Source organism: Amycolatopsis sp. TRM77291 (assembly GCF_054166285.1).
Genome location: NZ_JBSZHF010000001.1, coordinates 5068929 through 5094496, shown reverse-complemented (window position 1 = coordinate 5094496; position 25568 = coordinate 5068929). Strand labels below are relative to the sequence as shown.

General features: G+C 69.2%; 25 protein-coding genes and 1 pseudogene. 10 read left to right on the top strand and 16 right to left on the bottom strand.

All coding sequences use genetic code 11. The features are described 5' to 3' along the window. Positions 1–60 precede the first annotated feature (60 nt). Positions 61–1131 (top strand): Glu/Leu/Phe/Val family dehydrogenase, encoded by a 1071-nt coding sequence (locus ACXIZN_RS23605; RefSeq protein ID WP_457956937.1) that lies wholly within the window; start codon positions 61–63, stop codon positions 1129–1131. Positions 1132–1547: 416 nt separating this feature from the next. Here the strand turns inward: ACXIZN_RS23605 and ACXIZN_RS23600 are convergent, their stop codons facing one another. Continuing rightward, entirely contained in the window at positions 1548–1736 is a 189-nt protein-coding gene (locus ACXIZN_RS23600) for a DUF5302 domain-containing protein (RefSeq protein WP_005162443.1), read from the bottom strand. A gap of 74 nt (positions 1737–1810) precedes the next feature. After that, the gene (locus ACXIZN_RS23595) at positions 1811–2776 is read right to left on the bottom strand and encodes a winged helix-turn-helix transcriptional regulator (protein WP_457956936.1); all 966 of its coding nucleotides are present in this window, start codon (positions 2774–2776) and stop codon (positions 1811–1813) included. A 97-nt stretch (positions 2777–2873) separates the two neighbouring features. Between ACXIZN_RS23595 and ACXIZN_RS23590 the strand changes: the two genes are divergently transcribed. Further along, on the top strand, positions 2874–4349 hold the full coding sequence (locus ACXIZN_RS23590) for a carotenoid oxygenase family protein (protein WP_457956935.1): 1476 nt from the start codon (positions 2874–2876) through the stop codon (positions 4347–4349). On the opposite strand, the gene ACXIZN_RS23585 is transcribed toward ACXIZN_RS23590, so the two are convergent. Both ACXIZN_RS23585 and ACXIZN_RS23580 read right to left on the bottom strand, forming a co-directional pair. After that, positions 4298–4777: a hypothetical protein gene (locus ACXIZN_RS23585; RefSeq protein WP_457956934.1), complete on the bottom strand. Its 480-nt coding sequence runs from the start codon at positions 4775–4777 to the stop codon at positions 4298–4300. The genes ACXIZN_RS23590 and ACXIZN_RS23585 overlap by 52 nt on opposite strands. A gap of 90 nt (positions 4778–4867) precedes the next feature. Continuing rightward, complete coding sequence (locus ACXIZN_RS23580; RefSeq protein ID WP_457956933.1) at positions 4868–5737, bottom strand: alpha/beta fold hydrolase; 870 nt, start codon at positions 5735–5737, stop codon at positions 4868–4870. A 61-nt stretch (positions 5738–5798) separates the two neighbouring features. Here ACXIZN_RS23580 and ACXIZN_RS23575 point away from each other — a divergent pair, with 61 nt between their 5' ends. Beyond that, positions 5799–6536: a TetR/AcrR family transcriptional regulator gene (locus tag ACXIZN_RS23575; protein ID WP_457956932.1), complete on the top strand. Its 738-nt coding sequence runs from the start codon at positions 5799–5801 to the stop codon at positions 6534–6536. 182 nt (positions 6537–6718) lie between these two features. Here ACXIZN_RS23575 and ACXIZN_RS23570 read toward each other — a convergent pair whose 3' ends face one another. Both ACXIZN_RS23570 and ACXIZN_RS23565 read right to left on the bottom strand, forming a co-directional pair. Then, complete coding sequence (locus tag ACXIZN_RS23570; protein WP_457956931.1) at positions 6719–7351, bottom strand: TetR/AcrR family transcriptional regulator; 633 nt, start codon at positions 7349–7351, stop codon at positions 6719–6721. Between the two features lie 201 nt (positions 7352–7552). After that, complete coding sequence (locus ACXIZN_RS23565; protein ID WP_457956930.1) at positions 7553–8917, bottom strand: sensor histidine kinase; 1365 nt, start codon at positions 8915–8917, stop codon at positions 7553–7555. 77 nt (positions 8918–8994) lie between these two features. Between ACXIZN_RS23565 and ACXIZN_RS23560 the strand changes: the two genes are divergently transcribed. The 3 genes from ACXIZN_RS23560 to ACXIZN_RS23550 are packed head-to-tail and all read left to right on the top strand — an operon-like array spanning position 8995 to position 11284. Then, positions 8995–9516: a lipoprotein ABC transporter ATP-binding protein gene (locus tag ACXIZN_RS23560; protein WP_457956929.1), complete on the top strand. Its 522-nt coding sequence runs from the start codon at positions 8995–8997 to the stop codon at positions 9514–9516. Further along, a complete protein-coding gene (locus tag ACXIZN_RS23555) occupies positions 9513–10172 on the top strand; it encodes an ATP-binding cassette domain-containing protein (RefSeq protein WP_257488548.1) in 660 nt (219 codons plus the stop codon). Before ACXIZN_RS23560 ends, ACXIZN_RS23555 begins: the two co-directional genes overlap by 4 nt. Then, on the top strand, positions 10169–11284 hold the full coding sequence (locus tag ACXIZN_RS23550) for an ABC transporter permease (RefSeq protein WP_457956928.1): 1116 nt from the start codon (positions 10169–10171) through the stop codon (positions 11282–11284). Before ACXIZN_RS23555 ends, ACXIZN_RS23550 begins: the two co-directional genes overlap by 4 nt. Here ACXIZN_RS23550 and ACXIZN_RS23545 read toward each other — a convergent pair. From ACXIZN_RS23545 to ACXIZN_RS23525, 5 genes are all read right to left on the bottom strand, one after another. Continuing rightward, positions 11278–11982, bottom strand: a complete 705-nt coding sequence (locus ACXIZN_RS23545) for a response regulator transcription factor (protein WP_126735560.1) — start codon at positions 11980–11982, stop codon at positions 11278–11280. The genes ACXIZN_RS23550 and ACXIZN_RS23545 overlap by 7 nt on opposite strands. A gap of 76 nt (positions 11983–12058) precedes the next feature. After that, on the bottom strand, positions 12059–13528 hold the full coding sequence (locus ACXIZN_RS23540) for an apolipoprotein N-acyltransferase (RefSeq protein ID WP_457956927.1): 1470 nt from the start codon (positions 13526–13528) through the stop codon (positions 12059–12061). A gap of 69 nt (positions 13529–13597) precedes the next feature. Further along, complete coding sequence (locus ACXIZN_RS23535) at positions 13598–14404, bottom strand: sugar phosphate isomerase/epimerase family protein (protein WP_457956926.1); 807 nt, start codon at positions 14402–14404, stop codon at positions 13598–13600. Next, complete coding sequence (locus ACXIZN_RS23530) at positions 14404–15555, bottom strand: dihydrodipicolinate synthase family protein (RefSeq protein ID WP_457956925.1); 1152 nt, start codon at positions 15553–15555, stop codon at positions 14404–14406. The genes ACXIZN_RS23535 and ACXIZN_RS23530 overlap by 1 nt, the downstream gene beginning before the upstream one ends. A gap of 78 nt (positions 15556–15633) precedes the next feature. Beyond that, positions 15634–16674: a LacI family DNA-binding transcriptional regulator gene (locus tag ACXIZN_RS23525; protein WP_457956924.1), complete on the bottom strand. Its 1041-nt coding sequence runs from the start codon at positions 16672–16674 to the stop codon at positions 15634–15636. Between the two features lie 38 nt (positions 16675–16712). Here ACXIZN_RS23525 and pip point away from each other — a divergent pair. From pip to lpdA, 4 genes and pseudogenes are all read left to right on the top strand, one after another. Further along, positions 16713–17651, top strand: a pseudogene (gene pip, locus ACXIZN_RS23520) (prolyl aminopeptidase); the annotation flags it as partial. A gap of 63 nt (positions 17652–17714) precedes the next feature. Then, on the top strand, positions 17715–18122 hold the full coding sequence (locus ACXIZN_RS23515) for a nitroreductase family deazaflavin-dependent oxidoreductase (RefSeq protein WP_457960581.1): 408 nt from the start codon (positions 17715–17717) through the stop codon (positions 18120–18122). A gap of 63 nt (positions 18123–18185) precedes the next feature. Further along, positions 18186–18956 (top strand): lysophospholipid acyltransferase family protein, encoded by a 771-nt coding sequence (locus ACXIZN_RS23510; RefSeq protein ID WP_457956923.1) that lies wholly within the window; start codon positions 18186–18188, stop codon positions 18954–18956. A 47-nt stretch (positions 18957–19003) separates the two neighbouring features. Continuing rightward, entirely contained in the window at positions 19004–20389 is a 1386-nt protein-coding gene (gene lpdA, locus ACXIZN_RS23505) for a dihydrolipoyl dehydrogenase (protein ID WP_457956922.1), read from the top strand. A gap of 64 nt (positions 20390–20453) precedes the next feature. Here lpdA and ACXIZN_RS23500 read toward each other — a convergent pair whose 3' ends face one another. The 5 genes from ACXIZN_RS23500 to ACXIZN_RS23480 are packed head-to-tail and all read right to left on the bottom strand — an operon-like array spanning position 20454 to position 25449. Beyond that, positions 20454–21692 carry a tyrosine-type recombinase/integrase gene (locus ACXIZN_RS23500; RefSeq protein WP_457956921.1) on the bottom strand — a complete coding sequence of 413 codons (1239 nt, stop codon included), beginning with the start codon at positions 21690–21692 and terminating at the stop codon, positions 20454–20456. Next, on the bottom strand, positions 21692–21871 hold the full coding sequence (locus ACXIZN_RS23495) for a helix-turn-helix domain-containing protein (RefSeq protein ID WP_457956920.1): 180 nt from the start codon (positions 21869–21871) through the stop codon (positions 21692–21694). Before ACXIZN_RS23495 ends, ACXIZN_RS23500 begins: the two co-directional genes overlap by 1 nt. A 10-nt stretch (positions 21872–21881) precedes the next feature. Further along, positions 21882–23501 carry a replication initiator gene (locus ACXIZN_RS23490; RefSeq protein ID WP_457956919.1) on the bottom strand — a complete coding sequence of 540 codons (1620 nt, stop codon included), beginning with the start codon at positions 23499–23501 and terminating at the stop codon, positions 21882–21884. Then, positions 23501–23887 (bottom strand): hypothetical protein, encoded by a 387-nt coding sequence (locus tag ACXIZN_RS23485; protein ID WP_457956918.1) that lies wholly within the window; start codon positions 23885–23887, stop codon positions 23501–23503. The genes ACXIZN_RS23490 and ACXIZN_RS23485 overlap by 1 nt, the downstream gene beginning before the upstream one ends. Beyond that, a complete protein-coding gene (locus ACXIZN_RS23480; RefSeq protein WP_457956917.1) occupies positions 23884–25449 on the bottom strand; it encodes an FtsK/SpoIIIE domain-containing protein in 1566 nt (521 codons plus the stop codon). The genes ACXIZN_RS23485 and ACXIZN_RS23480 overlap by 4 nt, the downstream gene beginning before the upstream one ends. Positions 25450–25568 lie beyond the last annotated feature (119 nt).

Genomic DNA, 25568 nt, shown 5'->3' with positions numbered 1-25568 from the left:
TGCAGGAACTTCGCACGTGAGCCACAAGCAGCGTGCACTCCAGGACAAGGAGTCACCACAGTGACCGAAGTGTTCGGCCAGGGAACCGGCCATGAACAGGTCGTCTTCTGCCAGGACCAGGCCACCGGCCTGAAGGCCATCATCGGGATCTACTCGACGGCGCTCGGGCCGTCGCTCGGCGGGACCCGCTTCTACCCCTACGAATCCGAGGACGCGGCCCTCGCGGACGTCCTCGCGCTGTCGAAGGGGATGGCCTACAAGAACGCGCTCGCCGGGCTCGACCTCGGCGGCGGCAAAGCCGTCATCATCGGCGACCCCCAGAAGCACAAGACCGAAGCGCTGCTTCGCGCCTTCGGCCGGTTCGTCCAGTCGCTGGGCGGCCGCTACATCACCGCCTGCGACGTGGGCACCTACGTGCAGGACATGGACGTCGTCGCCCGCGAATCGGAGTTCGTCACGGGCCGCTCGCCGGAGAACGGCGGCGCCGGCGACTCCTCTGTGCTCACCGCTTTCGGTACCTACCAGGGCATGCGTGCCGCCGCGGACACCGTCTGGGGCGTCCCGGACCTCGCGGGCCGCAAGGTCGGCGTCGCCGGGGTCGGCAAGGTCGGGCACATCCTGGTGGGTCATCTGATCGAGGCAGGCGCGCAGGTGGTCATCACCGACGTCTCGCCCGCCGCGATCGAACGCACCCGCGCGGCGTACCCCGGTGTCGAGGTCGTCGAAGACCTCGACACGCTGATCCGCACCGAGCTCGACGTCTTCGCACCGTGCGCGCTGGGCGGGGTGCTGACCGACGAGACAGTCGGGCTGCTCCGGTCCAAGATCGTCTGCGGCGCGGCCAACAACCAGCTCGCGCATCCGGGCGTCGGCAAACAGCTCGACGACCGCGGCATCCTCTTCGCGCCGGACTACCTGGTCAACGCCGGTGGCGTGATCCAGGTCGACGACGAGCGGCACGGTTTCGACTTCGCGCGCGCCAAGCGCAAGACGACGGCCATCTTCGACACCACCAAGGAGGTGTTCGCGCTGGCCAAGGCCGACGGCGTGCCGCCGTCGACGGCCGCCGACCGGCTGGCCGAGCGCCGGATGGCCGAGGTCGGCGGGCTGCGGTCGATCCTGACCGTGTAGCCGCTCCCTCCCCACAAGCCAGGAAAGGTCCCCTTCCTTGCGAAATTCGCAAGGAAGGGGACCTTTGCCGTGCGGCCTCCCGGAACGGCGCGGACCTGTGAGGCCGGGCGTTGCGAAAGCCACTTTCGCAACCTTCAACGTTGCGAAAGTGGCTTTCGCNCCGGTGAAGCCGGTGTAGTCCTGTTGTTCGTGAAGGTCCCCTTCCCTCGGCTCAGCCGGGGGAAGGGGACCTTTCGCGTGGTGGCTGATGTCGCGAAAGCCACTTTCGCAACCTTCAACGTTGCGAAAGTGGCTTTCGCAACGTCCGCAACCTCAGCTCCGCGCCGCCACAGGGCCCGGATGCCGCGAAAGCCACTTTCGGGACACCAGACGTCCCGAAAGTGGCTTTCGCGGCATGTCCGTCCAGGCGTGAGACCTCAGCCGCTCTTGCGGCGGAAGGTGCGCTTGTTCGCGGCCGGACCGTGCGCGTGCAGGTTCTTCCCGCCGCCGTTCTCGTGCGCGGAGCCCGAGCGGGCCTGTGCCTGCTTGCGCTCCAGGGCCTCGCGGAACTTGCGCTTGGTGTCGTCCTCTTCGCCATCCGCTGGGGACGGTGCCGGTTCAGTCATTGCTACCTCCGAGGTGACGACATGTGACGTTCTCACCCTGTCAGGAACCGACCGGCTTGGCGAGTCGATTTACGTCACCTGGGCGGCGTGGGCAGCTGGACCGGTCCGCCGAACCGGACCCGGTTCCGCAGCAGCGGCCGCCAGCAGTGGTCGCACAGCAGGATCGGTTTCAGCCGGTTGCCGCAGTCCACGTGGTCGAGCGTGATGTCCGGCTCCTGGCCAGGGACCTCGAAACCCCGTGACCACTCGGCGATGAAGGCCAGCGCGGGGAAGAACGCGAGCCCCTTCGCCGTCAGCCGGTAGTCGTGCGCGTCGGTGCGGGTCTTCGCGGTCCCGGTCCGCAGCACGCCGAGGTCCACGAGCTTCGACAGCCGTCCTGAAAGCACGCTCGGCCCGATGCCGAGTTCGCGTTCGAACTCCGAGAAGTGCCGTGCCCCGAGCAGCGCGCTCACCACGAGCCCGGTCGACCACCGGTCGCCGAGGAGTTCCATGGTGTCCGGGAAGAACATCAGCGGGTCGCCCGCGAGGGAGTCGGCGTCCTTGCGGCGGAAGCGTTTCGACGCCGTCGCTTCGACGACGCCGGTGTCGTCGAGGCGACGCGCGCGGACGTCGCGGGCGTCGACCCGCCGTTCGCAGGAAGCGCAGCCGAGCGGTGCCGAGGTGGCCAGTTCGCAGTCGAGGTGGATCAGCGTCGGCAGCACGGCACGTCGCCCCTCGACCCATTCCCGTTCCCAGGCCCAGATCGAGATCAGCAGCGGCCACAGTTCGAGGCCGCGTTCGGTGAGCCGGTACTCGTGCCGGGTGCGGCGCGCGTCCCGGTACGGCGTGCGGACGAGCACGTCCGCCTCGACCATCGCGCGCAGCCGCCCGGACAGCGCGGTGGGGGAGATCCCGAGCCGTAGCCGGAGTTCTTCGTAGCGGCGGAAGCGCAGGAAAAGGCTCTGCAGGATCAGCAACGTCCACTGATCCCCGAGCAGTTCGAGCGCGCGGCGCAGTGGATCGCCCGCCGGTCTGACGCGGTGCGCCGTCGCCTCTGTCACGTGCTTCCTTCCGAGGGGGTGTCGCGGTCAGCGTACTACTGACTACAGCAGTAGAAGCCTATTGACACCTGACTACAGCAATCGTAGTGTCTCGGCCATGACGAGCACCTCCGAGCAGCCGGTGCTGGTGGCAGCCCCCACCGGCGAATCCGAGGTCAACCCGTATCTGATGGGCGTCTACGCCCCGGTCGGGGAGGAGATCGACGCGAGCGATCTCGAAGTCGTCGGCGAGATCCCCGCGGACTTGAACGGCGTGTACCTGCGCAACGGGCCCAACCCCCGGTTCGAGCCGCGGGGGCGCTACCACTGGTTCGACGGCGACGGCATGATCCACGCCGTCCACCTGGAGAACGGCAAGGCCCGCTACCGCAACCGCTGGATCCGCACCAAGGCCTTCGAGGCCGAATCCGCGGCGGGCAAGGCGCTCTGGAAGGGCGTCATGGAATCGCCCGAGGGCAACCCGTTCGGCAACACGCACGGCCTGAACGTCAAGGACAGCGCCAACACCGACCTGATCTTCCATCGCGGCAAGGTGCTCTCCACCTGGTACCTGTGCGGCACGCCGTACGCGGTCGACCCGCTGTCGCTGGAGACGCTGGGCGCGGAGGACTTCCTCGGCACGCTGGTCGGCGACATGATGGCCCATCCGAAGGTCGACGAGCGCACCGGCGAGATGTTCTGGTTCGACTACGGGCCGCGGCCGCCGTACCTGCGTTACGGCGTGATCGGCGCGGACGGCAAGGTCGCGAGCACGACCGAGATCGAACTCCCCGGCCCGCGCCTGCCGCACGACATGGCGATCACCGAGAACCACGCGATCCTGATGGACCTGCCGCTGGTCCAGGACAGGGAAGCGGCCCGCAACGGACGGCACAAGCTGCTGTTCGACCGCTCACTGCCGAGCCGGTTCGGGGTACTCCCTCGCTACGGTGACGGTAGCCAGATCCGCTGGTTCGAAGCCAGCCCCTGCTACATCTACCACGTCGTCAATTCCTGGGAGCAGGGCGAGGAGATCGTCCTCGACGTCTGCCGCGTGCAGCGGCCGCGCCCGCGCGCCGACGCGCACACCCCGCTCGCCAAGATGCTGTCGTACCTGCGGCTGGACGCCTCGCTGCACCGCTACCGGTTCAACCTGCGGACCGGGCAGTGCCTGGAGGACCAGCTCGACGACGACAACACCGAATTTCCGTCCGTCGACTCGAGGGTGGTCGGCGGCCGGAATCGCTTCTCCTACGCGGTGCACATCTCGCCGGACGCGACGCTCAAGTTCGACGGCCTGGTGTGCTACGACAATCGTGCCGGCGCCAAGACCGAACACCGTTTCGGTCCGGGCCGGTGGGGCAGTGAGGCGCCGTTCGCACCCCGCGACGGCGCGGCCGCCGGTTCCGACGACGGCTATCTGGTGACCTTCGTCCAGGACGAGCGTGAGGGGCGCTCGGAGCTGGACGTCTTCGACGCCGCCGATCTCGCTGCCGGACCCGTGGCCAGGGTCCTGTTGCCCCAGCGTGTCCCGCTCGGTTTTCACGCGACCTGGGTCCGGGCGGACCAGCTGGAACCTTCCCGTAGCCGATGATCCCCTTCGTGCCCGCCCACCGGAGGGGTGTGGGCAGGCGCAGGGCCGGAAAGCCGTGTCCGAGTCGCCCCTTCCAGGGGGTGGGGCGACTCGGGCTCGGCGGCCGCCAGCCGGCGCCGTACCGCTCCGGCCAGTGAGCCGAACGTGGTCGCGGCGGCGAAAACGACCGCGGCGACACCGGTCTCGGCGGTGAACTGCAGCTCGCCCAGCGAGCCGACGGTGAATCCGGAATGGACACCCCAGGCGATCACCGCGGTCCCGGCGGTCGCGGTCGCGCTCGTCGCGATACCGGTGGCGAGTACGACCAAACCCAATGCCAGCAAGGAAATGACGTGATGTCGCGCCGAGCCGAGCAGCCCGGCCGCCGACGCCGCGACGACGACGGAGACACAACCGAACGGGAAGCCGAAACACTCGGGTTTCCTCATCCGTCCAGGGAACACCACGTCACCGGGCAGACCAGCGGAGTGAACGGCTTTTCTACGCCTCCGCCGGGATTCTTGACGGGATGCTGACCCTCAGGCCTTACGCGCGTGCGCGACGATCGCGTCCGCGATCGCGGACCACAGCTGCCGCGGCAGTTCGTGCCCCATCCCTGGGAACAGCAGCAGTTCGGCGTCCGGGATCGCTTCCGCGGTCGTCTTCCCGCCGCTGACGTTGATCAGCGGATCGCTCTCGCCGTGGATGACGAGCGTCGGGACGCGGACATCGCGCAGTTTCGCCGTGCGGTCACCCGAAGCGACGATTGCGGCGGCCTGCCGCAACGCGCCCGCGGGGTGATTCGCCCGGTCGTAGTTCCTGGTGGCCTTCATGCGCAGGAATTCGTCGTCGGACGGGTGACCGGGCGAGCCGACGAGTTTGAACCACTCGACTCCGTCTTCGATCGCCTGCTCCCGGGTGGCCGCCGGTGGCCGCGTCAGCCCGGCGAGCGCAGCGGGCTCGGGATGCCCGACCGAGGGGTCCCCGGTGGTGGACATGATCGACGTCAGGCTGAGCAGCCGCTCCGGCGAGTCGATCGCGAGCTGCTGCACGATCATCCCGCCCATCGACGCGCCGACGACGTGCGCGCGGCCGAAGCCGAGCGCGTCGAACAGCCCGGTGACGTCGGCGGCGAGATCCGACAGCAGATACGGCGCGGAGGTCCTGTCGCCCGCGGCGAGCGCGGCCAGATCCGGCGTGGGGAGATCGTCCAGATAGGACGAAAGACCGACGTCGCGGTTGTCGAACCGGACGACGTGGAACCCGCCGGCCGCGAGCAGCTCGCAGAAGCCGACCTCCCACGTCACCATCTGGGCGCCGAGGCCCATCACCAGGACGAGTGGCGGATCCGCGGGGGAGCCGAAGGTGTCGTACTCGAGTTCGAGGCCGTTCACACGCGCGCGGGGCATGGCACGATCCTGCCGGAAGCCCCCGCCGGACGACCAGCCGAATGCGGATACGGTAGCCCGCATGCCGACTTTCCCCGAAGACGCGGGTCCCCGCCCCAGGTCCCGCGCGGCTTCCGGACGGCCGGCCGTCACCAGGGACCGGATCGTCGACGCCGCGCTGGTGCTGTCGGCCGAATCGGGACTGGAGAACTGGACTCTGCGGCAGCTCGCGGCCGCCGTCGACGCCTACCCCGCGGTCGTCTACCACCACGTGGGCGACCGGGACACCGTCGTCGTCGCCGTGCTCGACCGGGTGGTCGGCGAACTGACCCTGCCCGACGAAACCCTGCCGTGGCGGGAGTGGTTCGCCGAGTTCCTGCCGACCGTGCGGAAGGTGCTGCGCCGCTATCCCGGCTCGGCGCGGCGGCTGGCCCTGTTCGGGCCGTCGGTCGCAGCCGCGGTGCCGACCATGAACACCGGTATCGGCCGTCTGCTCGCGGCGGGCTTCGGCACCGAGTCGCCGTTCGCGTACAACCTGCTGCTCGCCACCGCCTGCCAGTTCGTCGCGATGGAGGACGACCGCGAGAGCGCGATGGCGCTCCAGCTCGACCGCAGCGAGGGTTACGCGTCGTACCGCACGCGCGAGGACCTGCCGGGGATGGCGGCGCTTGGCGAGTCGATCTCGGCGCTGGTCGCGGATCCCGACCTCGCGGCCGGTTACTACGAGCGTCTCTATGATTACGCCGTGCAGCGCTGCCTCGACGGGCTGGCGCTCAGGCTCACCCAGTTGAACGCACTCGGAAGTTTGACAGAGCCGTGACAGCGAATCGGCGTAGTGTGGAGGAATACCGGTGCTCGTCACCGGTCCCGAAGCCCCTGGCACCAACCTCCCCCTCGAGGTGCCGGGGGCTTCTCCCTGCCTGAGGTCGCCGGTCCGTGAAGGCCTCCTTGCCTACCCTGAAGGTAGTGAAGGGGCCTTCATGTACTAGGGGCGGGGCTTCCCTAGGCTCGCGGAGCCGCGCGCTGGATCTCGGGGAACACTTCACCGACCAGCGTGACCAAAGACTTGCTGAGCAGCGTGTGCACCTGCGCGCGATCGAGCGAGCCGCGCACGAGCCATTCGCGGCCCGCCGCCTTGACCATCCCGCCGAACGCGCGCACCAGCGCGTTCAGCTCCTGCCCGTGTTCGCTCTCGCGGGAGAGCCCGACCGCTTCGAGCACCCGGTCGGCCGATTCGCGATCGGCCTCCTCCAGGATCCGTTCGACTTCGAGGTCGCGGCCGATGCCCTCCGGCGCGATCGCGGCCAGCCACATCTTCTCCTGGCTGGTGACCATGTCCAGGAACCAGTCGATGGCGACGTCGGCTCGCAGTTCGAGCGGCCCTTCCGGCAGGATCTCCACCGCGAGCCGCGGCACGGTCAGCGCGCGCCGGATGATCTCCAGATAGAGCTCGCGTTTGGTGCCGAAGTAATGGTTGATCAGCCCCCTGGCGACCCCGGCCTCCGCCGCGATGTCCGAAGTGGACACTTCCGAGTACGGGCGGTCGGAGAAAAGGCGGGCCGCGCAGGCGAAGATCTGCTCCTTGCGCTCGTCCGGTTCCAGTCTCCGCCATCTCGGCGCCGGCTCGGTGGTCATGCGGACAATCTTCCCACGATCGATTCAGCCCGGCTGGACAGTGGGCGAATCACTGTGACATGAAAAAGCAAAGTGTCAGTTAATCCGGCGTGTACCGTCTGTTGGCCCGTTGGTCTTTACCGTCTTCATTCAGGTGGCATGCCGTGCGCGCTGTCGGGGCGCGTTTGCCTCCTACCGGCCCGGCCTGGTGAGTAACCCCCCCTAGCTCGCCAGGACCGGGCCTTCTTCTCGCGGTGAGGGACGCTCGGCCGGCAGCAGCAGCGTGAACGTCGTCGGCGACGGGCTGGTCAGCCGCAGCCGCCCGCCCTCCGCCTCTGCCAGGCTCCGCGCCAGCCGCAGCCCGATCCCGTTGCCTTCGTGTTCCTCGGTCCGCTCGGCGGTCGCGAACGGATCGTGCCCGTCCGGGACGGCGCCCTCGTCGCTCACGTCGATGGCCAGCGCGTCCCCGGCGTCGCGCGCCAGGACGGAGACCGTGCCGCGCCCGTGCGTCGCCGCGTTGTCCAGCAGGACGGCGAGCACCTGCCGGACGGCCGCGTCCGCCGCCCGCGCCGGGAGCGCCTCGCGTCCGCTGATCCGCAGCGCCCGGCCCCGTCCGGCGAGCAGTCCGTGCCAGGTCTGCCGGACCTCTTCGAAGAGTTTGCCCAGGTCGAGCAGCGCACGCGGGGCCCTGGTCTGCTTGGCCAGCGCCAGCAGGTCGTCGATGGTGCGTTCCAGGCGGTCGGCCGACGCGATACCGTCCCGGATCGTCGCGTAGGGGTCGCGATCGGGGCTTTCCAGCGCCGCCTCGAGTTGCAGGCGCAGGCCGGTCAGCGGCGTCCGCAGCTGATGGGAGGCGTCGGCGGAGAAGGTCCGCTCGCGTTCCAGCGTCTCGCCGATCCGCTCGGACGTGACGTCGAGCGCTTCGGCGACCTGATCGATCTCGCGGACGCCCGTCCGGCGGGCACGGACGGTGAAGTCGCCCTCGCCGAGGCGTTCGGCGGTGGCGGCCAGATCCTCCAGCGGCTGGGCCAGCCGGGTGGCGATCCGGCGCCCGATCAGCCAGCTCGCCCCGATCGCGACCCCGGCGAGCACGATCATCTTGAGCCAGGTCAGCCGGATCTGGGCGTCCAGTTCGGACCGGGGATGGGCGGCGCGGACCACCCCGACCAGCGACTGCCCGCTGAGCACCGGGACGGCCAGGACGACCTCGTCCTCGCGGGTCCCGGTCGCCATGTCGGTGTAGTGGGCTTCGCGGACGAAGCGGTCTTCGCTGGCCGGGCCGTTGCCTGCCAGAATCCTGCCGGTCGGGGTGTAGACCGCGACCCTGATCCCGCGGATGCGGTCCTTGTCCGGTTTGATCGGCAGGAGCTCCGGGACCCGGCCGTTGGCGAGATCGCCGGTCACGTCGAGCACGACCGCGTCGGCGACCCGTTCGAGGTCGTGGGTCGAGTTGCCCTCGTGGAACCTGGCGACCGCGACGGCCAGCGGCGCCCCGAACAGGGTGATCGCCAGCACCGCGGCCAGCACGGTGAGGGTGACGATCCGGCGGCGCACGGACAGAGTGTGGCCGACGAGCGCGAGGATCACCCACTCGACGCGATATTTTGCCGTCCGTTGACCTGAGATCAAGGCGATGTTGACCCCGTTCGCCTTACCTTGGGGCCATGCGCCGACGTGCCGCCGTCATGGCAGGCCCGGGGCCCGGATCCGTCCCCCTCGTCCGGTTCGCCGTCCCGGGCGAGTGTGTGGCCGTGCTGCCCGCCGGAAGTGGCGACGCCCCCGGCGGCGCTCCCGGCAGTGCGACCGCCGGCGTGCTGCTCAGGCGCGGCAACCTCTTCGGCCACCTCACCGTCGCGCGGAACGTCGTGCTGGCGGGGCGGCTGGCCGGCCGCTCCCTCCGTACCGCGGACGACCTGCTCGAACTGGTCGGGCTGGCCGGCCGCGGCGACGACTATCCTGGCACGCTGTCCGCGCTGGAGAGCGCGCGTGCCGGAGTCGCGGTCGTGCTGGCCGGAGCCCCTGAGACGGTCGTCGCCGACGAACCCGCCGGAGAACTCGACGGGCTCGCCGCGCTCGAACTCATGGATCTGCTGTGCGCCGTCGCGGCTCGCGGGACGGCCGTCGTCGTGGCGACCCGCGACCCCGAGATCGCGGCGGCCGCGCACCGGATCGTGAGAGTGGCGTGACGGCACCACTGGTCCGCACCGACGAGCTGGCGCACACCTACGGTTCCGGGCTGACCGCCGTGGTCGCCGTGCACGGCGTCACCTGCGAGATCCGCGCGGAGACCCGCGCGGTGGTGACCGGCAGGGCGGGCGCCGGGAAGACCACGCTCCTGCATCTGCTCGCCGGGATGAAGAAACCGACGGCGGGCACCGTCGACTGGCCCGCCTTCGATCCGTCGCCGCCGGGCCCCGACCTGATCGGGCTGATGCTGCAGGACGGCGGGCTGTTGCGGGATCTCGACGTCCGGCTCAACGTCGCCCTGCCGCTCGTGCTCGCCGGCCGGACCGGCACGGCGGTCCGCGACGCCGTCGACGGCGCGCTGGAGCTGGTGGGCCTGGCGGGGTTCGCCAAGAAGGCGCCCCGCGACCTGACCGGCGAGCAGATCCGGCTCGCCGTCCTGGCCAGGGCGCTCGCGCCCTCGCCGAAGCTGATCCTCGCCGACGACCCGGCGGGCTGGCTCGACCAGCGCGAGGGGGAGCGGCTCCTCGGCAGGCTCGTGCTGGCCGCGGACCAGCTGGGCGCCGGACTGCTGGTGGCCACGGCCGAAGAGGCCCCGGGCGGGTTGTTCGGCGAGCGCTGGTCGATGGTCGACGGGAAGCTGGTGCGGGACCGGTGATCGCGGCGATGGCGTTGTGGGTCGGCGGGATCGCGCGCGTGCGCCCCGCCAGGCTCGGTGTCCCCGCGGCCGGGGTCGCGATCGTGACCACGCTGCTCGCGGTGCACGACTGGACCGGGAACCTCGCGCCGCGCTGGGTGCCCGCGATGGTGCTCGTGGTGCTGCTGACCACGCCCTCGGCGCGGGTGCTGCGGGCGGATCAGGACCTGCTGCGTGCCCGCGGCGCCACCGGTGGGCAGGTACTCGGCCTGGCCGCCGCCGAAGCCGTGGCGGCGGGCCTGGCGGGTGGCGTGGCCGGGGTCACCCTGTCGCTCGCCTGTGGCTTCTCGTCCGGCTCCGGGCTCGCGCTCGTCCGGGAAATCGTTCTCTTGCTGCTCGCCGGGACGCTCGTGGCGGTACTGGCCATCCTGCCTCCGGCGCTGCGCGAGTGGTATTTCGTCCCGGCCGACGGAGGTCCGCCCTGGTGGTCGCCCTACGGCCTCGACTTCATCCTGCTCGCGCTCGTCTTCGTCTGGCCGTTGTTCGGCTGGGCGGGCGGCACGATGCTGCTGTGGCGACTGGTGGAGCTGGGGCTGCGAAAGGGAAAGCGGGTCATCGGCGGCCTGCTCCGGCCGCTCGTCTCCGGGCTGGCGGGTGTGCTCGCGCTGTCCATTTCGTGGCGGAGCGCGCTTCTGGCGCGGTCCGTGGTGCTGGTCGCGCTGGCGGTGGCGTTCGCCATCTCGACCGCCTTCACCAAGGACGGTTGCGGCGAGGCCAAGGTGGACCTGATCGCTTCGCTGATCCTCGCGGCAGCCGCGGCGGGGCCCTCGTTCGGCGCGGCGCTCAACGAACGCAGGCGGGACCTGCTGATCGTGAGCACGCTCGGCGGGAAACGCCGCCAGGTGGCCGCGTTCATCGCGGGCGACGCGCTGGTCGTCGGGGGCGGGGGCCTGATCGGCGGGCATGTGCTCGGGGTGCTGTTCGTCCTCGTCGCGGGCCTGGAGCGAGTGCCTTCGCCGCACGGGTACTTCGGGCTGCTGGCGGCGGTGGTGGTCGTGTCGTGCGTGGCGGCGTCGGCGTGGATCGCGCGGCTCGCCGCCCGGGACGAGGTCTCCGACCTGCGCGACTACTGATTCTCGAAGGGTTGTTCGAGGCGGTAGCCGTGGCCGCGCAGCGTCGAAATCCTCGGCGCCTGCTCGGGTGTGGGCGCCGACTCGGTCAGCTTCCGGCGCAGCGCGGCGATGTGGACGTCGAGGGTCTTCGTCGAGCCGTACCAGTGCGCGTCCCACACCTCCGACATCAGCGTGTCCCGGCTGACCGCCACGCCCGGCTGCTCGGCCAGCCGGGCGAGCAGGTCGAACTCCTTGGCCCGCAACGAGATCTCCCGTCCGCCGACGCTGACCCGGCGTCCGGCGGTGTCCACCCGCAGATGGCCGATGGCGATCGCGGGCCTGCTCTCCGGCGGAGCCGTCCCGCGCCGCAGATGCGCCCGGACCCTGGCGAGCAGCTCGCCGAGCCGGATGGGTTTGGTGAGGTAGTCGTCGGCGCCGGCCTCCAGGCCCACGACGACGTCCATCTCCTCCTGCCGCGCGGTCAGGATGACCAGGACGGCACCGGGAAGCTCCGCCCGCAGCCGACGGCAGACCTCGACACCGTCCAGATCCGGCAGGCCGAGGTCGAGCAGGACGAAGTCGATGTCGCCGTCCGCGGCGGCCGCGAGCGCGGTGCGGCCGTCGCGCTGCCACGAAACCTCGTAGCCGTGCAGGCGGAGGGTCGATTCGAGGACACCGCCGATCGCGTCGTCGTCTTCCACCACCAGCAGTTTCGGCATGCGGGGCAGCTTAACCGTTGAACACTGTTCTTTTCGGGTATGACGTTAGGAACACCACGCCTTCCGTAACGGGGCGCTAACGTTTCCTTCGATATGTCCATAAAGGACAGAGCGCGGCCGCCGCGAGGCACAGCCAGGCGAACACGTCACCGACACGGCTGTACACGGTCTGTGTTCTCGGCTGCACCGGCAGATCCGCGACGAGCGTCTGCTGATCGGTGCGGTAGAAGTCGGCGTGCCCGAGCACGCGGCCCTGGCTGTCCACAGCTGTGGAGTTCCCGTGGGTGGAGTGCCGAAAGAGGGAGTAACCGTTTTCCACCGCGCGGAAGCCCGCCTTTTCGGCGTGCAGCGAGCCGAAACCCGGCCAGTCGTTGGCGGGGACGAGCATGAGCGAGGTCCCCTTGTCCGCGGCTTGGCGCATCAGGCCGGGGAAGTCCGCGTCGTAACAGATCACCGCCGCGAGCCGCCCGTACGGCGAATCCGCGGTGGGGACGTTTCCCTGGCCGGGGGCCATCGGTTCCATCGGCGTCGGATGTGTCTTGTCGTAGGTCCACAACACCTCGCCGGACGGCGCGACGAGCACGACCACGTTACGGATGTAAGGAGCCTGCGACGTGTAGAGCGCGTACGCGAGCCCGACGTGGATACCGGCTTGTTTCGCCTGGTCGCCGACCCGCTTCAGCAGTGCCGCCTGATCGCGTTCCAGGACGCGGGCGTGGGTTTCCGGCCAGAGCACGATCTTCGCCCCCGCCGCCGCCTGCTGCCCGGTCCTCGTCACGAGATCGTCGGTGACCGGTGCGAACGCCGCACCGACCGCGGCCGGGTCGGCGGCGACTTCCTCGGCGCGCCAGTACTTGACCCCGGCGCGGTCCAAGGCTTCGGAACCAGCCCGGTCCGCCTCGGCCGACGGGCTGATCCCCGCGATCCGCACGGTCTCGGTCGTGGGAGCGTCGAGCAGCAATCGCAGGCCACCGGCCGCGAACACGACGCCGAGCAGGCAAACGTGGACGACGACCGTGCGCTTGACCGGCCGCCACCCTTCCGCCCAGACGGTGTTCGCCACCGAGGCGAACCACGCGAGGACGAAGGTGAGGCCGTACACGCCGGTCACGGACGCCGTCTGGAGCAACGGCAGGTTCGTGGCCTGGGTGCTGCCGAGCGCGCCGAAGTCCCCGAAGCCGGTGATCACCGTGAAGAGGTACTCGCCCGCGACGAGCGTCACCGGGAACACCAGCGTCCTCAGCGCCCCGGCGCGGCCGGCGAGCAGCCGATCGGCCAGGAACGCCGTCGTCTGTAACACCGCGAGCAGAGTGAAGGCGAGCAGCGCGGAGAGCACGAACAGCAGACCGGTGACCCCGAGCCAGAACAGCTGCCCGATCAGCAGGGACAGGCCCACCATCAGGATCGCGCGCCGTACCGGGACAAGGCGGGCGTAGTGGAGAAGGAAGACCGGGAACACCCAGGCCGCGAGGGGAACGTTCCAGTCGGTGTGGACGGCGAGCAGGAGCAACACTGTGCCCAGCCACCAGAGCAGCCGTGGTTTCATACCGCGAACGGTAGGAAACCACGGCCGCCCGGACAGCCGACCTTGGGCAGCGAGGGCCCCTTACTTTCGTCAGGAAACGTGGTCCCGGTAGGCCTGGACGGTCTCCGCGAGCACCTCGCCACCGGGGCGGCGCCAGAGGTCGGCGTCGAACACCTCGACCTCGATCGGCCCGGTGTACCCGGCGGCCTCGACGCACGCCTTCAGCCGCCGGTGGTCGATCGGGCCGTCGCCGGGCAACGCCCGGCCGAGCAGGGTGTCGGTCAGCGGGACCTTCTGGTCGCAGACGTGGAAGCCGGCGATCCGGCCCGCCGCCGCGGCGATCGACTCCTCGATCCGCGGGTCCCACCAGACGTGGAACTCGTCGACGATCACGCCGACCTGATCGGCCGGATGCTCACGTGCGATCGTCAGCGCCTGGTCCACAGTGGACAGCACCGAGCGTTCGGCGCACTGCATGGGGTGCAACGGCTCCAGGCCGAGGCGGACCCCGCGCTCACCGGCGTACGGCGCCAGCTCGCCGACCGCGTCCGCGACCCGCTGCCTTGACGAAGCCAGGTCGCCGTTCACCCCGCCGACGACCAGGACGAGGACGTCCGCGCCCAGCGCGGCGGCTTCGTCGATCGCCTCCCGGGTCTGCGCGACACCGTCCACAAGGGACCCTTCCGGGGTGATCCCGGTGAAGAAACCACCACGGCACAACGACGACACGCCGACGTCGTACTCCTTGAGCAGCCGAGCGGTCTCCTCGACCCCGGTCTCGGCGACCTTGTCCCGCCACAGGCCGATCCAGCGGACGCCTGCCTCGGCGCAGCCCGCGACGGCCTCCGGCAGTGACCATGCCTTGGTGGTGATCTGGTTCAGGCTCAACCGGTCCATCAGGCCACCCCCGCCGCGGCCAGCAGCGGCCGCATCCGCGCGACGGCGAGATCCGGGTCGGTGAGCGCGCCCGCGGCGTCCGCCAGGCGCAGCAGCTCGGCCAGATGCGCGATGGAGCGGGCCGACTCGCGGCCGGCGACCATGCGGAAGTGATCCTGGTGCCCGTTGAGGTAGGCGAGGAAGACGACGCCGGTCTTGTAGTTCCTGGTGGGCGCGCGGAAAATGGCGCGGCTCAGCGCCACCGTCGGGTCGAGCAGGCCGTGGAAGCCGTCCTTGTCGCCTTCGTCGAGCCGGGCGAGCGCGGCGCCGGCGACCTGTGCGACGGCGTCGAAGATGCCCAGCAGCGCTTCGCTGTGGCCCTGGTCGTCTCCGGCGATGAGCTCCGGGTAGTTGAAGTCGTCGCCGGTGTAGCACTTGACGCCCTCGGGGAGCGCGCGGCGGAACTCGGTCTCGATCGACGCGTCGAGCACCGAAACCTTGACCCCGGCGATCACGTCGGCGTGCTCGGCGCAGAGCCTGCCCAATTCCGTCGCGGCCGCGCGGACGTCGCCGTGACCCCAGTAACCCGCCAGCGCCGGGTCGAACTGCTCGCCCAGCCAGTGCAGCAGGACCGGGCGGTCCGCGCCGGAGAGCAGTTTCCCGTACGCGGCATGATAATCCGCGGGTCCGGAAGCCGACGCGGCCAGCGCCCGGCTGGCCATCACGACCGGGATCGCCCCGGCCTCGCCGACCAGGTCCAGCTGCTCGCGCCAGGCGTCCACAATGGACTCGGCGGTCGCTTCGCCGCCGGGAAGCTGATCGGTGCCGACGCCCGCCACCCACGGCCGCCCGGCGGCGAGCGCCCCGGTGCGCCGGATGAGGTCCTTGGTGGTGGCCCAGTCGAGGCCCATCCCGCGCTGCGCGGTGTCCATCGCTTCGGCGACGCCGAGACCACAGGACCACAGGTGCTCACGGAAGGCGAGCGTGGTGTCCCAATCCAGCACCGCGCCTTCTTCGGGGTCGGCGGGGGCGAGCGGGTCGGCGACCACGTGCGCGGCCGCGTAGGCGATCCGGGAGGTCGGCGGTGACGCCGGTTTCGCGGGCGTTTCCGCCCCTCGGGGCGTCCACTCCGCCAGTCCGCCGTCGGCGGTGGGCAGGGCGATCAAGGTCATCGGGTCTCCGTGGCGCGGGGGTGAGAAAGCGCTTTCTCGGGCCACGGTAAGTCACCTCATGGGCCGTACACAAGGGTTTCAGCGAGCGGGAGCGGCGGTGCTGCGGCGCAGGACGACCTCGCCGGACATCCGCACCATCCGCGGCCGGGTGCCGGGGGAGGCCTTGAGTGCCAGGTCCATGGCCCGTTCGCCCAGCTTCTCCAGCGGCAGCGCGACGGTGGTCAGCGCGGGCGTGAGATCGCGCACTACCGGGATGTCGTCGAAACCGGCGATCGACATCTCGCCGGGCATGGAGACGCCGGCGTCGCGCAGCGCCGACATCGCGCCGATGGCCATCACGTCGGTCACCGCGAACACACACGTCGGCCACTGCTTCCGCGGCCGGGCGAGGACCTTCTCCATCGCCTCGTAACCACCGTCGCGGGTGAACGCCGCCTCGAAGACGTCGGCCTCGGCCAGTTCGACGCCGTGCTCCAGCAGCTCCGCGGCGAAGCCGTCGAGGCGGTCCACGACGGTGGTCAGGCTCTTCGGCCCGGCGAGCACGGCGAACCGCCGGTGCCCGAGGCCGAGCAGTGCCTTCGCCAGTTCGGCGCCGCCACCGCGGTTGTCGGGCTGGACGGTGTCCACCTTGAGGCCGCGATGCCTGCTGACCGCGGCGACGTGCCCGCCGCCGCGCCGGTACGGTTCGAGTTCGGCGGCCATCGCCTTTTCCCACGCCTTGTCCTCGAACGCGGAACCGATCAGCAGAATGGCCGACGCGCGCTGGGCGCGCAGCGTCGAAACGTAGGCGACCTCCTTGGCCGGATCGCGGAAAGTGCTCGCGAGCATCACCAGAAGATCGTTTTCGTTCGCCACCCGCATGACCCCGCCGGCGATCGCGGCGAAATACGGATCGCCGACGTCGTGGCAGATCACCCCGACGGTGGGCTGTGAGCCACCGGCCAATGCCTGAGCGTGAGCATTGGGGGTATAGGACAGCTCGGAGGCCGCGGCGATCACTCGTTCGCGGAGATCTCCCCGGACGGTGGCGGTGCCGTTGAGTACGCGGGACGCGGTCGCGAGCGACACGTCCGCGGTGCGCGCCACGTCCTCCAGCGTCACGTGGGGGCGAGCCTTCATCGATCCTCCAAGCGGGCGTTTGGGGCATAGTGGCGGACATGCTCGGCCTTTACCCGGAAATCGAACCTTACGTCCAAGGGATGTTGCCTGTCGGTGACGGCAACGAGATCTATTGGGAGGAGTGCGGCGATCCCGGGGGCAAGCCGGTGATCTTCCTCCACGGTGGCCCCGGTGGCGGTTCGACGCCGAGACATCGCAGGCTGTTCGACCCAGGGCGATACCGGATCGTCCTTTTCGATCAACGCGGTTGCGGGCGCAGCACGCCGAACTGCGCCACCCCGGAGGCCGATCTCTCGGTCAACACGACGTGGCATCTGGTCGCCGACATCGAGCGCTTGCGCGAGCATCTGGACATCGAACACTGGATGGTCTTCGGCGGCTCGTGGGGGAGTGTGCTCGCGCTGACCTACGCGGAGACCCACCCCGGACGGGTCACGGAACTCGTTCTCCGCGGCGTCGCCACCTTGCGGGTGAAGGAACTCCAATGGCTCTACGGCGGGGGAGCGGCATACCTCTTCCCGGAGGCGTGGTCGCGTTTCCTGGCCCCGGTGCCGTTTTCACGACGGCAGGAGAACCTGATCGAGGTCTATCACGAACTGCTGAGCCATCCGGATCCCTCGGTGCACGGTCCCGCCGCGATCGCGTGGAGCCGCTGGGAGGGGGAGACGGTCAAACTGCGGCCGCAGGAGGAAGTGATCGACGCGTTCAGTGATCCTTCGTTCGCCCTCGCGATCGCGCGGATCGAGAACCACTACTTCCGGCACGGCGGCTGGCTGGCCGAAGATCAGCTGCTGCGCGACGCCGGGAAGCTCCGGGACATCCCGTGCGTTCTGGTCCAGGGACGCTACGACGTGGTCACCCCGGCCATCACCGCGTGGGAGCTCAGCCAGGTGCTGCCTTCCGCCGAACTGGTGATGGTCGGCGACTCGGGTCACGCGTTCGACGAACCCGGCACCCTGCACGAGTTGATCAGCGCGACCGACCGGTTCGCGTCAGACTGGGAGGGCGCCGGTACACCCCAGGACGAGAGGAACGCACACATGCTTTTCGGTGACGAGCACGTCCGTCGCTACGAAGAGACCGACGGCGAGGTGGGCCACGACTGGGAGAAGGGCGCGCCCTGCCTCGTCCTCACGACGAAGGGCCGCAAGACCGGTGAGGACCGCAAGTTCGCGCTGATCTACCAGTTCGATGACGACAACAACCCGGTGATCGTCGCGTCCAAGGGCGGCGCGCCGGAGGACCCGGGCTGGTACAAGAACCTGCAGGCCAACCCCGAGGCCAAGGCCCAGGTCAAGGCGGACAAGTTCACCGTACGGGCCCGGACCCTCGAAGGTGAGGAGCGCGCGAAGCTGTGGGAGAAGCTCGCCGCGGTCTGGCCGGACTACAACGAGTACGCGAAGAAGACCGACCGTGAGATCCCCGTGGTGGTGCTCGAGCGCGTGTGATCCGTGCCGCGTTCGCGCGCGGTTTCAGCCGAACCGGGGCTGGTTCGGCTACGAATTACGTCCATGGTGCTGAGACCCCGTGAACGCTGGACCGCGCTGAGCCCCGCTTCGGGTGACCTGCTGACGTTCCGCCAGATGATCGCCTTCGGCCGGCGCTTCGCCCGCGCCGGCCGGGGCGCCTGGTTCGCCTTCGCGATCAACGTCGTGTGGCCGTTTCTGGTGCTGTTCACCCGGTTCCGGGTGCGCGGCGGGGAGCACCTGCCGTCGTCGGGCGGCTTCCTGGTGGCGTCGAACCACCTCTCGTTCGCCGACCCGACCACGGTGACGGCGTACTGCCTCGCGCACGGACGCGTGCCGCGCTACCTGGCGAAGGCGAGCCTGTGGGACGCGCCCGTCATCGGCTCGGTGATGCGCTCCGGCAAGCACATCCCCGTCTACCGCGGCGCGCCCACGGCGTCGGACGCGTACCGCGACGCCGTCAGCGCCGTCCGTGAGGGTGAATGTGTCGTCATCTTCCCGGAGGCGACCTTCACGGATCACCCGGACGGGTGGCCCATGCGCGGCAAGACCGGTATCGCGCGGATCGCGCTGGAGACCGGCGTCCCGGTGATCCCGCTGGCGAACTGGGGCACGCACCACCTGCTGCCGTCCGACGCCGTGCTCCCGCGCGCCTTCCCGCGCAAGACGGTGAACCTGGTCGCCGGTCCGCCGGTGGACCTCTCGGATCTCGTGACACCCTCGCCGTCCCGTGAGGTGCTGGAGGAGGCCACGAAGCGGATCATGACCGCGGTGACCGACCTGCTGATCGAGATCCGCGGCTCGCGCCCTGAGTAGGCAGTCTCACCCTTCGGACCGTCCCGGTGAGGGGTAGGTTTCGAGGTATGAGTGCACACTATGACGTCGTTGTCCTGGGGGCCGGAGTCGGCGGTTACGTGGCGGCGATCCGGGCGTCGCAGCTGGGGCTGAGCGCGGCGGTCGTGGAGGAGAAGTACTGGGGCGGTGTCTGCCTCAACGTCGGCTGCATCCCGTCGAAGGCACTGCTGCGCAACGCCGAACTCGCGCACATCGTGACCAAAGAGGCGAAGTCGTTCGGGATCCAGGTCGAGGGGAAGGTCAGCTTCGACTACCAGGCCGCCTTCGACCGCAGCCGCAAGGTCGCGGACGGGCGCGTCAAGGGCGTGCACTTCCTGATGAAGAAGAACAAGATCACCGAATACGACGGGCACGGCACCTTCCTCGACGCCAACACCATCGAGGTCAACGGCGAACGGGTCACCTTCGACCACTGCGTGATCGCCACCGGCGCCACCGCGCGCCTGCTGCCGGGCACCACGCGCAGCGACCGCGTGGTCACCTACGAACAGCAGATCATGGAAAACGAGCTGCCGGAGAGCATCATCATCGCCGGCGCGGGCGCGATCGGCGTCGAATTCGCCTACGTGCTGCACAACTACGGCGTGAAGGTGACCATCGTCGAGTACCTCGACCGGATGGTCCCGCTCGAAGACGCCGAGGTCTCCGCGGAGCTCGCGCGCCGCTACCGGAAGCTCGGCATCGAGGTGCTGACGTCGACGAAGGTCGAGTCGATCGACGACACCGGCTCCAGCGTGCGCGTGACCGTGTCGAAGAACGGCGAGTCCCGGGTGCTGGAAGCCGACAAGGTGTTGCAGGCCATCGGTTTCCAGCCGCGGGTCGAGGGATACGGCCTGGACAAGACCGGTGTCGAGCTGACCGAACGCGGCGCCATCGCCGTCGACGCGCGGGGCCGCACCAACGTCCCGCACATCTTCGCGATCGGCGACGTCACCGCGAAACTGATGCTCGCGCACGCGTCCGAATCCATGGGCGTCGTCGCCGCCGAAACCATCGCGGGCGCCGAGACCATGGAACTCGACTTCGTCATGATCCCGCGCGCGACCTACTGCCAGCCGCAGATCGCCAGCTTCGGCTGGACCGAAGAACAGGCCCGCGAAAAGGGCTTCGATGTCCAGGTGGCGAAGTTCCCCTTCACCGCCAACGGAAAGGCACACGGCCTCGGCGAGGCTGTCGGCTTCGTGAAGATCCTCAGCGACGCGACGCACGGCGAGCTGCTGGGCGCGCACCTGATCGGCCCCGAGGTGACCGAACTGCTGCCGGAGCTGACTTTGGCGCAGCAGTGGGACCTTACGGTGCACGAGATCTCGCGGAACGTGCACGCTCACCCGACCCTCGGGGAAGCGGTGAAGGAAGCCGTGCACGGGCTCGCGGGCCACATGATCAACATGTAAGCGTGAACCTGCCCTGACCTGCATATTTGCGGGTCAGGGCAGGTTCCAGGCCGTGGCCAGGCCGTCACGCGGCTTGATCGCCGAGCGCGTCGTCGAAGAAGTCGTCGACGGCCTTCCGCGTCCGGGCGTGGCTACTCGGCAGGAGATGCGTGTACACCCGGAGCGTGAAGCCGGGGTCGGTGTGACCGAGGTACTGAGACAGCGCCTTGATCGACTCGCCAGCGTCGAGCAGGACCGAGGCGTAGAGGTGCCGCAGCGCGTGCACGCCGTCCGCCCTGGTCGGCTTCTCCACCCCGGCGTCCTTGAGCGCGGGCAGCCAGAAGTTCACCCGGAACCGCTCAGCTATGAGCACCTTCCCGTATCCGGTCACCATGAGCAGTCGGACCGTGGTCGGTTCGCCGCCCGGATGCGACCAGGGGAGCGTGACTTCGGTCGCCGGGAACTCCTCCGCGTACTCGTCGAGGAGGCCGAGGAGCTTCCGCCCGATCGGCACCTCACGCGACTTACCACCCTTGGGTGGAGCGAATACCGGTTTCCCGGCGACCACTCGCACCTGTCGGGTGATGTACGCCAGGTCCTTGGTGCGGTCGACGTCATCGAGCGAGAAGCCGAACAGCTCACCCTTCCGCAGTCCCAGACCGGCCGGGACGTCGACAGCGGGCTTGTACCGCCTCGGAAGGTTGTCCCGCACCGCCCGAGCCCGTTCACGAGACCAGGGCACGACCTGAGCGCGACTCGCCCTCGGACGCGAGATCACCTTGGACAGCGCTGGATTCTCCGAGATCTTCTTGTCCGCCATCGCGAAGTTCAGGATCGACACCAGGTGTCCGAAGTAGAGCGCCCGCGACGTCTCCGAGGCTTCGGCATCCTGGAGCTTCCGTAACCACGTCTGGATGTGACTCGGCCGGATCGACCCGACCGCCTTCTTGCCGAAGTACGGAAGCAGATGGACGTTGAGGCGCGTCGCGAAGCGCTCCTGGCTGGTGTAGTCGACCGTCTGCGAGTCCAGCCAGCTCTGCGCGACGACCTCGAAGAGCACCAGGCCCGCGCGCGGGTCGATGTACTTGCCTTCGCGCTTGTCCGACTCCATCTCGATCAAGAAGTCTTCGGCGCGCTTCTTTTGTTTGTCCGGAAAGGACTTCGACCGTTCGCTACCGTCCGGGTCGAGGTACCGAACCTTGTACCGCATCCCGACGCCGAACAGTTCGGTCTTCTCCAGAACGGGTTTTCCGCGAGCGTTGAGCCGCAGGTTCCCCTTGGCATCCTTGGCGGGTTTGTACCAGCGGTCTTGGATGTGTCCCATCAGGCGGCCTCCTCAGCAACCCAGGCCCGGACCTTGGTCGGGTCATAGCGGAGGTGACGGCCGATCTTCCGTACCGGCGGCCCCTCACCGAGCCATTTCCATTGGTAGAGCGTCTTCACTGGCACGCGGAGATAGTCCGCGACGTCTTCGACTGACCACAGTGGATCGATGCTGTTCATGCCTTCCCCCTTAAGCCGCGAGCGGAGTTGCCGAAAGATCCGGCGGACTCTGCGCGGCGAGTAGTGCCTTGTCGTACTCGGCTTTCCACGTGATCCGTTCCGAGATCGCGTGCATCACCAGGTGGTCCCGTGGTGGCACGGACGGATCGCCCGAGTCGACCTTGCGCCAGACCAGCCGCGCCGGGCCCGGTGCCGGTTTCTCGATGCCCACGGCCGCCAGCGCTTCGATCACGAACGCTTTCCGGTCCGCCTTGTGGTCGACGAGCGTCTTCCCGGACCACTTGCGCGACACCAGCACCCGACGACCGGGCAGGCCGAGCGTGGTCCGCCGATGAGCCCGTCCCTTGCAGTGCCCTGGCGTGGTCTTCCCGTTGGCTCCCTTAGGATTGATCCCGTACAGCAGCCACACCGCGCACCGAGGCGAGCACGGTGTCACCGACAGCTCAGCGTGCAACCTGTCGTGGTGATCCTTCTGCCGCACGGTGTCGGCTTCCACGACCTCACCGGTGGACTTGGTGAGGTACTTGGTCAGATAGCCGATGTGCCGCCCGGCCTCTTCCGTCCCGCCGAGGATGCCCTTCGAGTGCACCTGACGGCCGAAGGTGACCACGTGCGCCGGGTCTTCCACGGCCTCTACCGCGTCGTCCCAGGCGGTCAGCGGTTCTCGCGTGTCCGGGGCGACGAACACCCTGCGGTCGCCGTCCCACACCGGCATCCGGTCGACGTAGACGACCTGGTCATGCTTAGGCCACCAGACCTGGTGATAGGTGGCTTCGGTGACCTGTCGGATTACGTCGTGCGGGACCGATCCCCGAATCGCCGCGTGGAGGTGCGGAGCTGCCCGCCGTTGGGGTTCGACGGTGGCGAAGTACTGCGCGTCCCAGCCGACCACGCGCCGGAGGTTTTGCCACCACCGGTCCACCAGGGCCGAGAAGTGCACCGCGTCCCGAGCCGCCCGCCGATAGTCATACGACGCGGGGTCGACCGGGGCACCATCCGACCGAACCGGGCCGTAGGTGTCGCAGGTGAGCGTGACGAACATCGACGGCCGGAACCGTCCCGCGTACTCCCTGCCCACGGTGGTCTTGGCGACCTTGCGACGAGGGAGGTTCGGCGCGTCCTGCCGCCGTTTCGTCGACCGCTTCACCGCCTTCTTGGCCGGGAGGTCGATCGAGGGGAGACGGCCGCGCATCCCGAGTTGCCGAAGTTCTTCGTCGACACTCTGGATCTCCTGCCGCAGCTCCTCGGCTTCCCCCTGGTCCGTCTCTTGCCGGTAAGCGGCGACGAGGTCAGCCCGGAACGCCAACAGCTCCGTCTGTGTCTCGGTCGGTGGTTCTGCGGTGAAGTCTGGTTCGGTCTCCATGTGCCAGCCCTCACGGCACTGAACCTGTCGCAGCGCCTTCGCTTTCCGGGCACACGGCAGGCAGACCGATTCCACGGTCGAGCCACACGGGACGGGGACGTATCGGAGTTCTCCCGTCTCGGTGTCGCCCACCTCCATCGTGAACGGCCGGACACAGACACCGTGCTTCTCGGCGGTCGCTTTCACCACGTCCGATGCCAGGGGTTCACGCATCCGAGCGGCGCGGGTTTTGGCCGGCGGGGTCACCGCGGCTTCCTTCGTGCTCATCAGGCAGCCACCTCCCCAGGTGCGTTCCACTGCCGCAGCACAAACACCGGCATCTCCTGCCGCATCCCCGCAGGCAAGTCCGGGAACGTGGCTTCGTCGAACCAGACTCCGCCGTAGACCACCACCGGGATGCCGCCGGGAGTGCGGCCAGTGAGTTCGAGGTGAACCGAGGCGCCGCCCGCAGGCCGCCACAGTGACGCCTTCACGTCCTCCAGGGAGTTGGCCCAGGTGAGCAAGCCGCGCGCGACGTCCTCAAGCCGACGAGAGTCGAGCTGCACCGTGATCGGATCAGGACCCACCCCAACCCGGACCGAAGCGGCCGGAGGCAGCGCGAATGAGTCGAGGTGGTCGCGGATCGCGTCGAGGAAGATCATGAGCCGGTTCATGCCGCCACCCCCTCAGGGCCGCGACGGGTGGCCAGGTCGACGACATGAGCGCCGCCGTTGGTCACATAGGTTTCCAGCGCCTTGACCGTCTCGTCCGGGACCCAGCCCGCACGGACCCGCAGCGGTTCGCGGATGCCCTCACCCCAGATATAGCCGACGCCCGCAGCCGACTCATCGATGCGATTCGCCCACGCCCCGCGCTCGTAAGCGCCATCACCGAGGACCATCCCGACGTGCGTCTTCGACGTGACGCGTAGGCACACCCGCCGGGGGAACAGCTCCCGAACCGGAACGGTGTCCTTCGTCGGCTCCTGCACATACCCGCGCACCGTGTAGCCGAGCGCCCGACCTTGAGTCGTCAGGATCGCCACCCGTTCGACGATCGCTTCGCGGGTTTTGCGGTCGGTGTACTTGGTCAGCGCGCCGATCTCGTCGAACTCCAGAACCTCCAACGGGTAGTCGGTGGAAATCGGCACCTCACGGGTGCGCCCAGCGAACTCGCGCTTACGGGACTCAAGACCGCCGAGCAGGTCGTCCAGGACCTCGATGGCTTCCTTACCCGTGACGCCGTAGCGAGCGAAGATCCCGCGCCCGTAGGCGAGTTCCATCCCCTTCGGGTCGATCCCCGAGACTCGCACCGTCCCGGCCCGGATCGCCGAGGCCGCCGACACCAGCGGGGACCACATGACCGAGTTCTTTCCTGCGCCTGTCGCCCCGGCGACGAGCATGTGAGCGCCCGGACCGGTCAGCGGTAGCCACCAGTCCTTCCCGTACTCGGTGCGTCCGGCGAACACCCTCCGTAGATCCACGGCGTCGACGGCCGTCAGCTCCGCACAATCCACCGGGGCTTTGAGCAGGTCGCGGCGTTGGAAGTCGAGGGAGACGACGTTGGGTTTCAGCTCCCGGACCTGGCATCGCGTGACCTTGCGAGCGACGGCCAGAGCGCGGGCGGCGTCGTCGAAGTCCTCCGGCTTCTGACCAGCCACCAGCCGGACCCGGACCTCATCCCACGACGGCCCCGACTTCACCCTCAGCACCTTCGGCACCTGCACCGCCGTGCCACCCGCAGTACGAGAGACCGCCTTCCGGCGACGGCTAACCAGATTCACCGTCACTTCCACCGGCACTGTGCCGTCAGAGATCGACAGGCCGCAGGCGCGGAGCCAGCCAGGAAGCTTCGGGGCGTAGGTGAACCAGCGCAGCCACCACGCCCGCAGGAACCGGCCACAGCACCGGTCGAACGACACCACGTCGAGCAGCCGCCACACCACCAACACCACCGCGACCAACCCCGCCGTGATCGCGAGCGACGGCCAGCCAAGCCACTGCCACCAGGCCACCACCGCGATCACGCCGAGGCTGGTCCGCCAGTGCGTGAAGACCTGCTTTCCCAGCCACACCAACAACTTCACCGCCGACCACAGGGCGATGAAGACCACCGCAGCAGCGGCCAGGACTTCCGCGATCGTGGCAAGGGCGCGGCCGAGCTTGTGCAGCAGCCACACCACCACACCCAGCACCCCGCCACCGACGAGAAGAAGACCGATCCCGTTCGCGTTCATCGGCGACCACCGCCGGTCAGATCCAGCGGCAGCATTCCCCGGCAAGGAGCACACTCGGTCTCGCCAGGCAGGAGCTTCGCGAACCGCTTACAGACCGTGCAGCGCGTTCGGGTGACCCC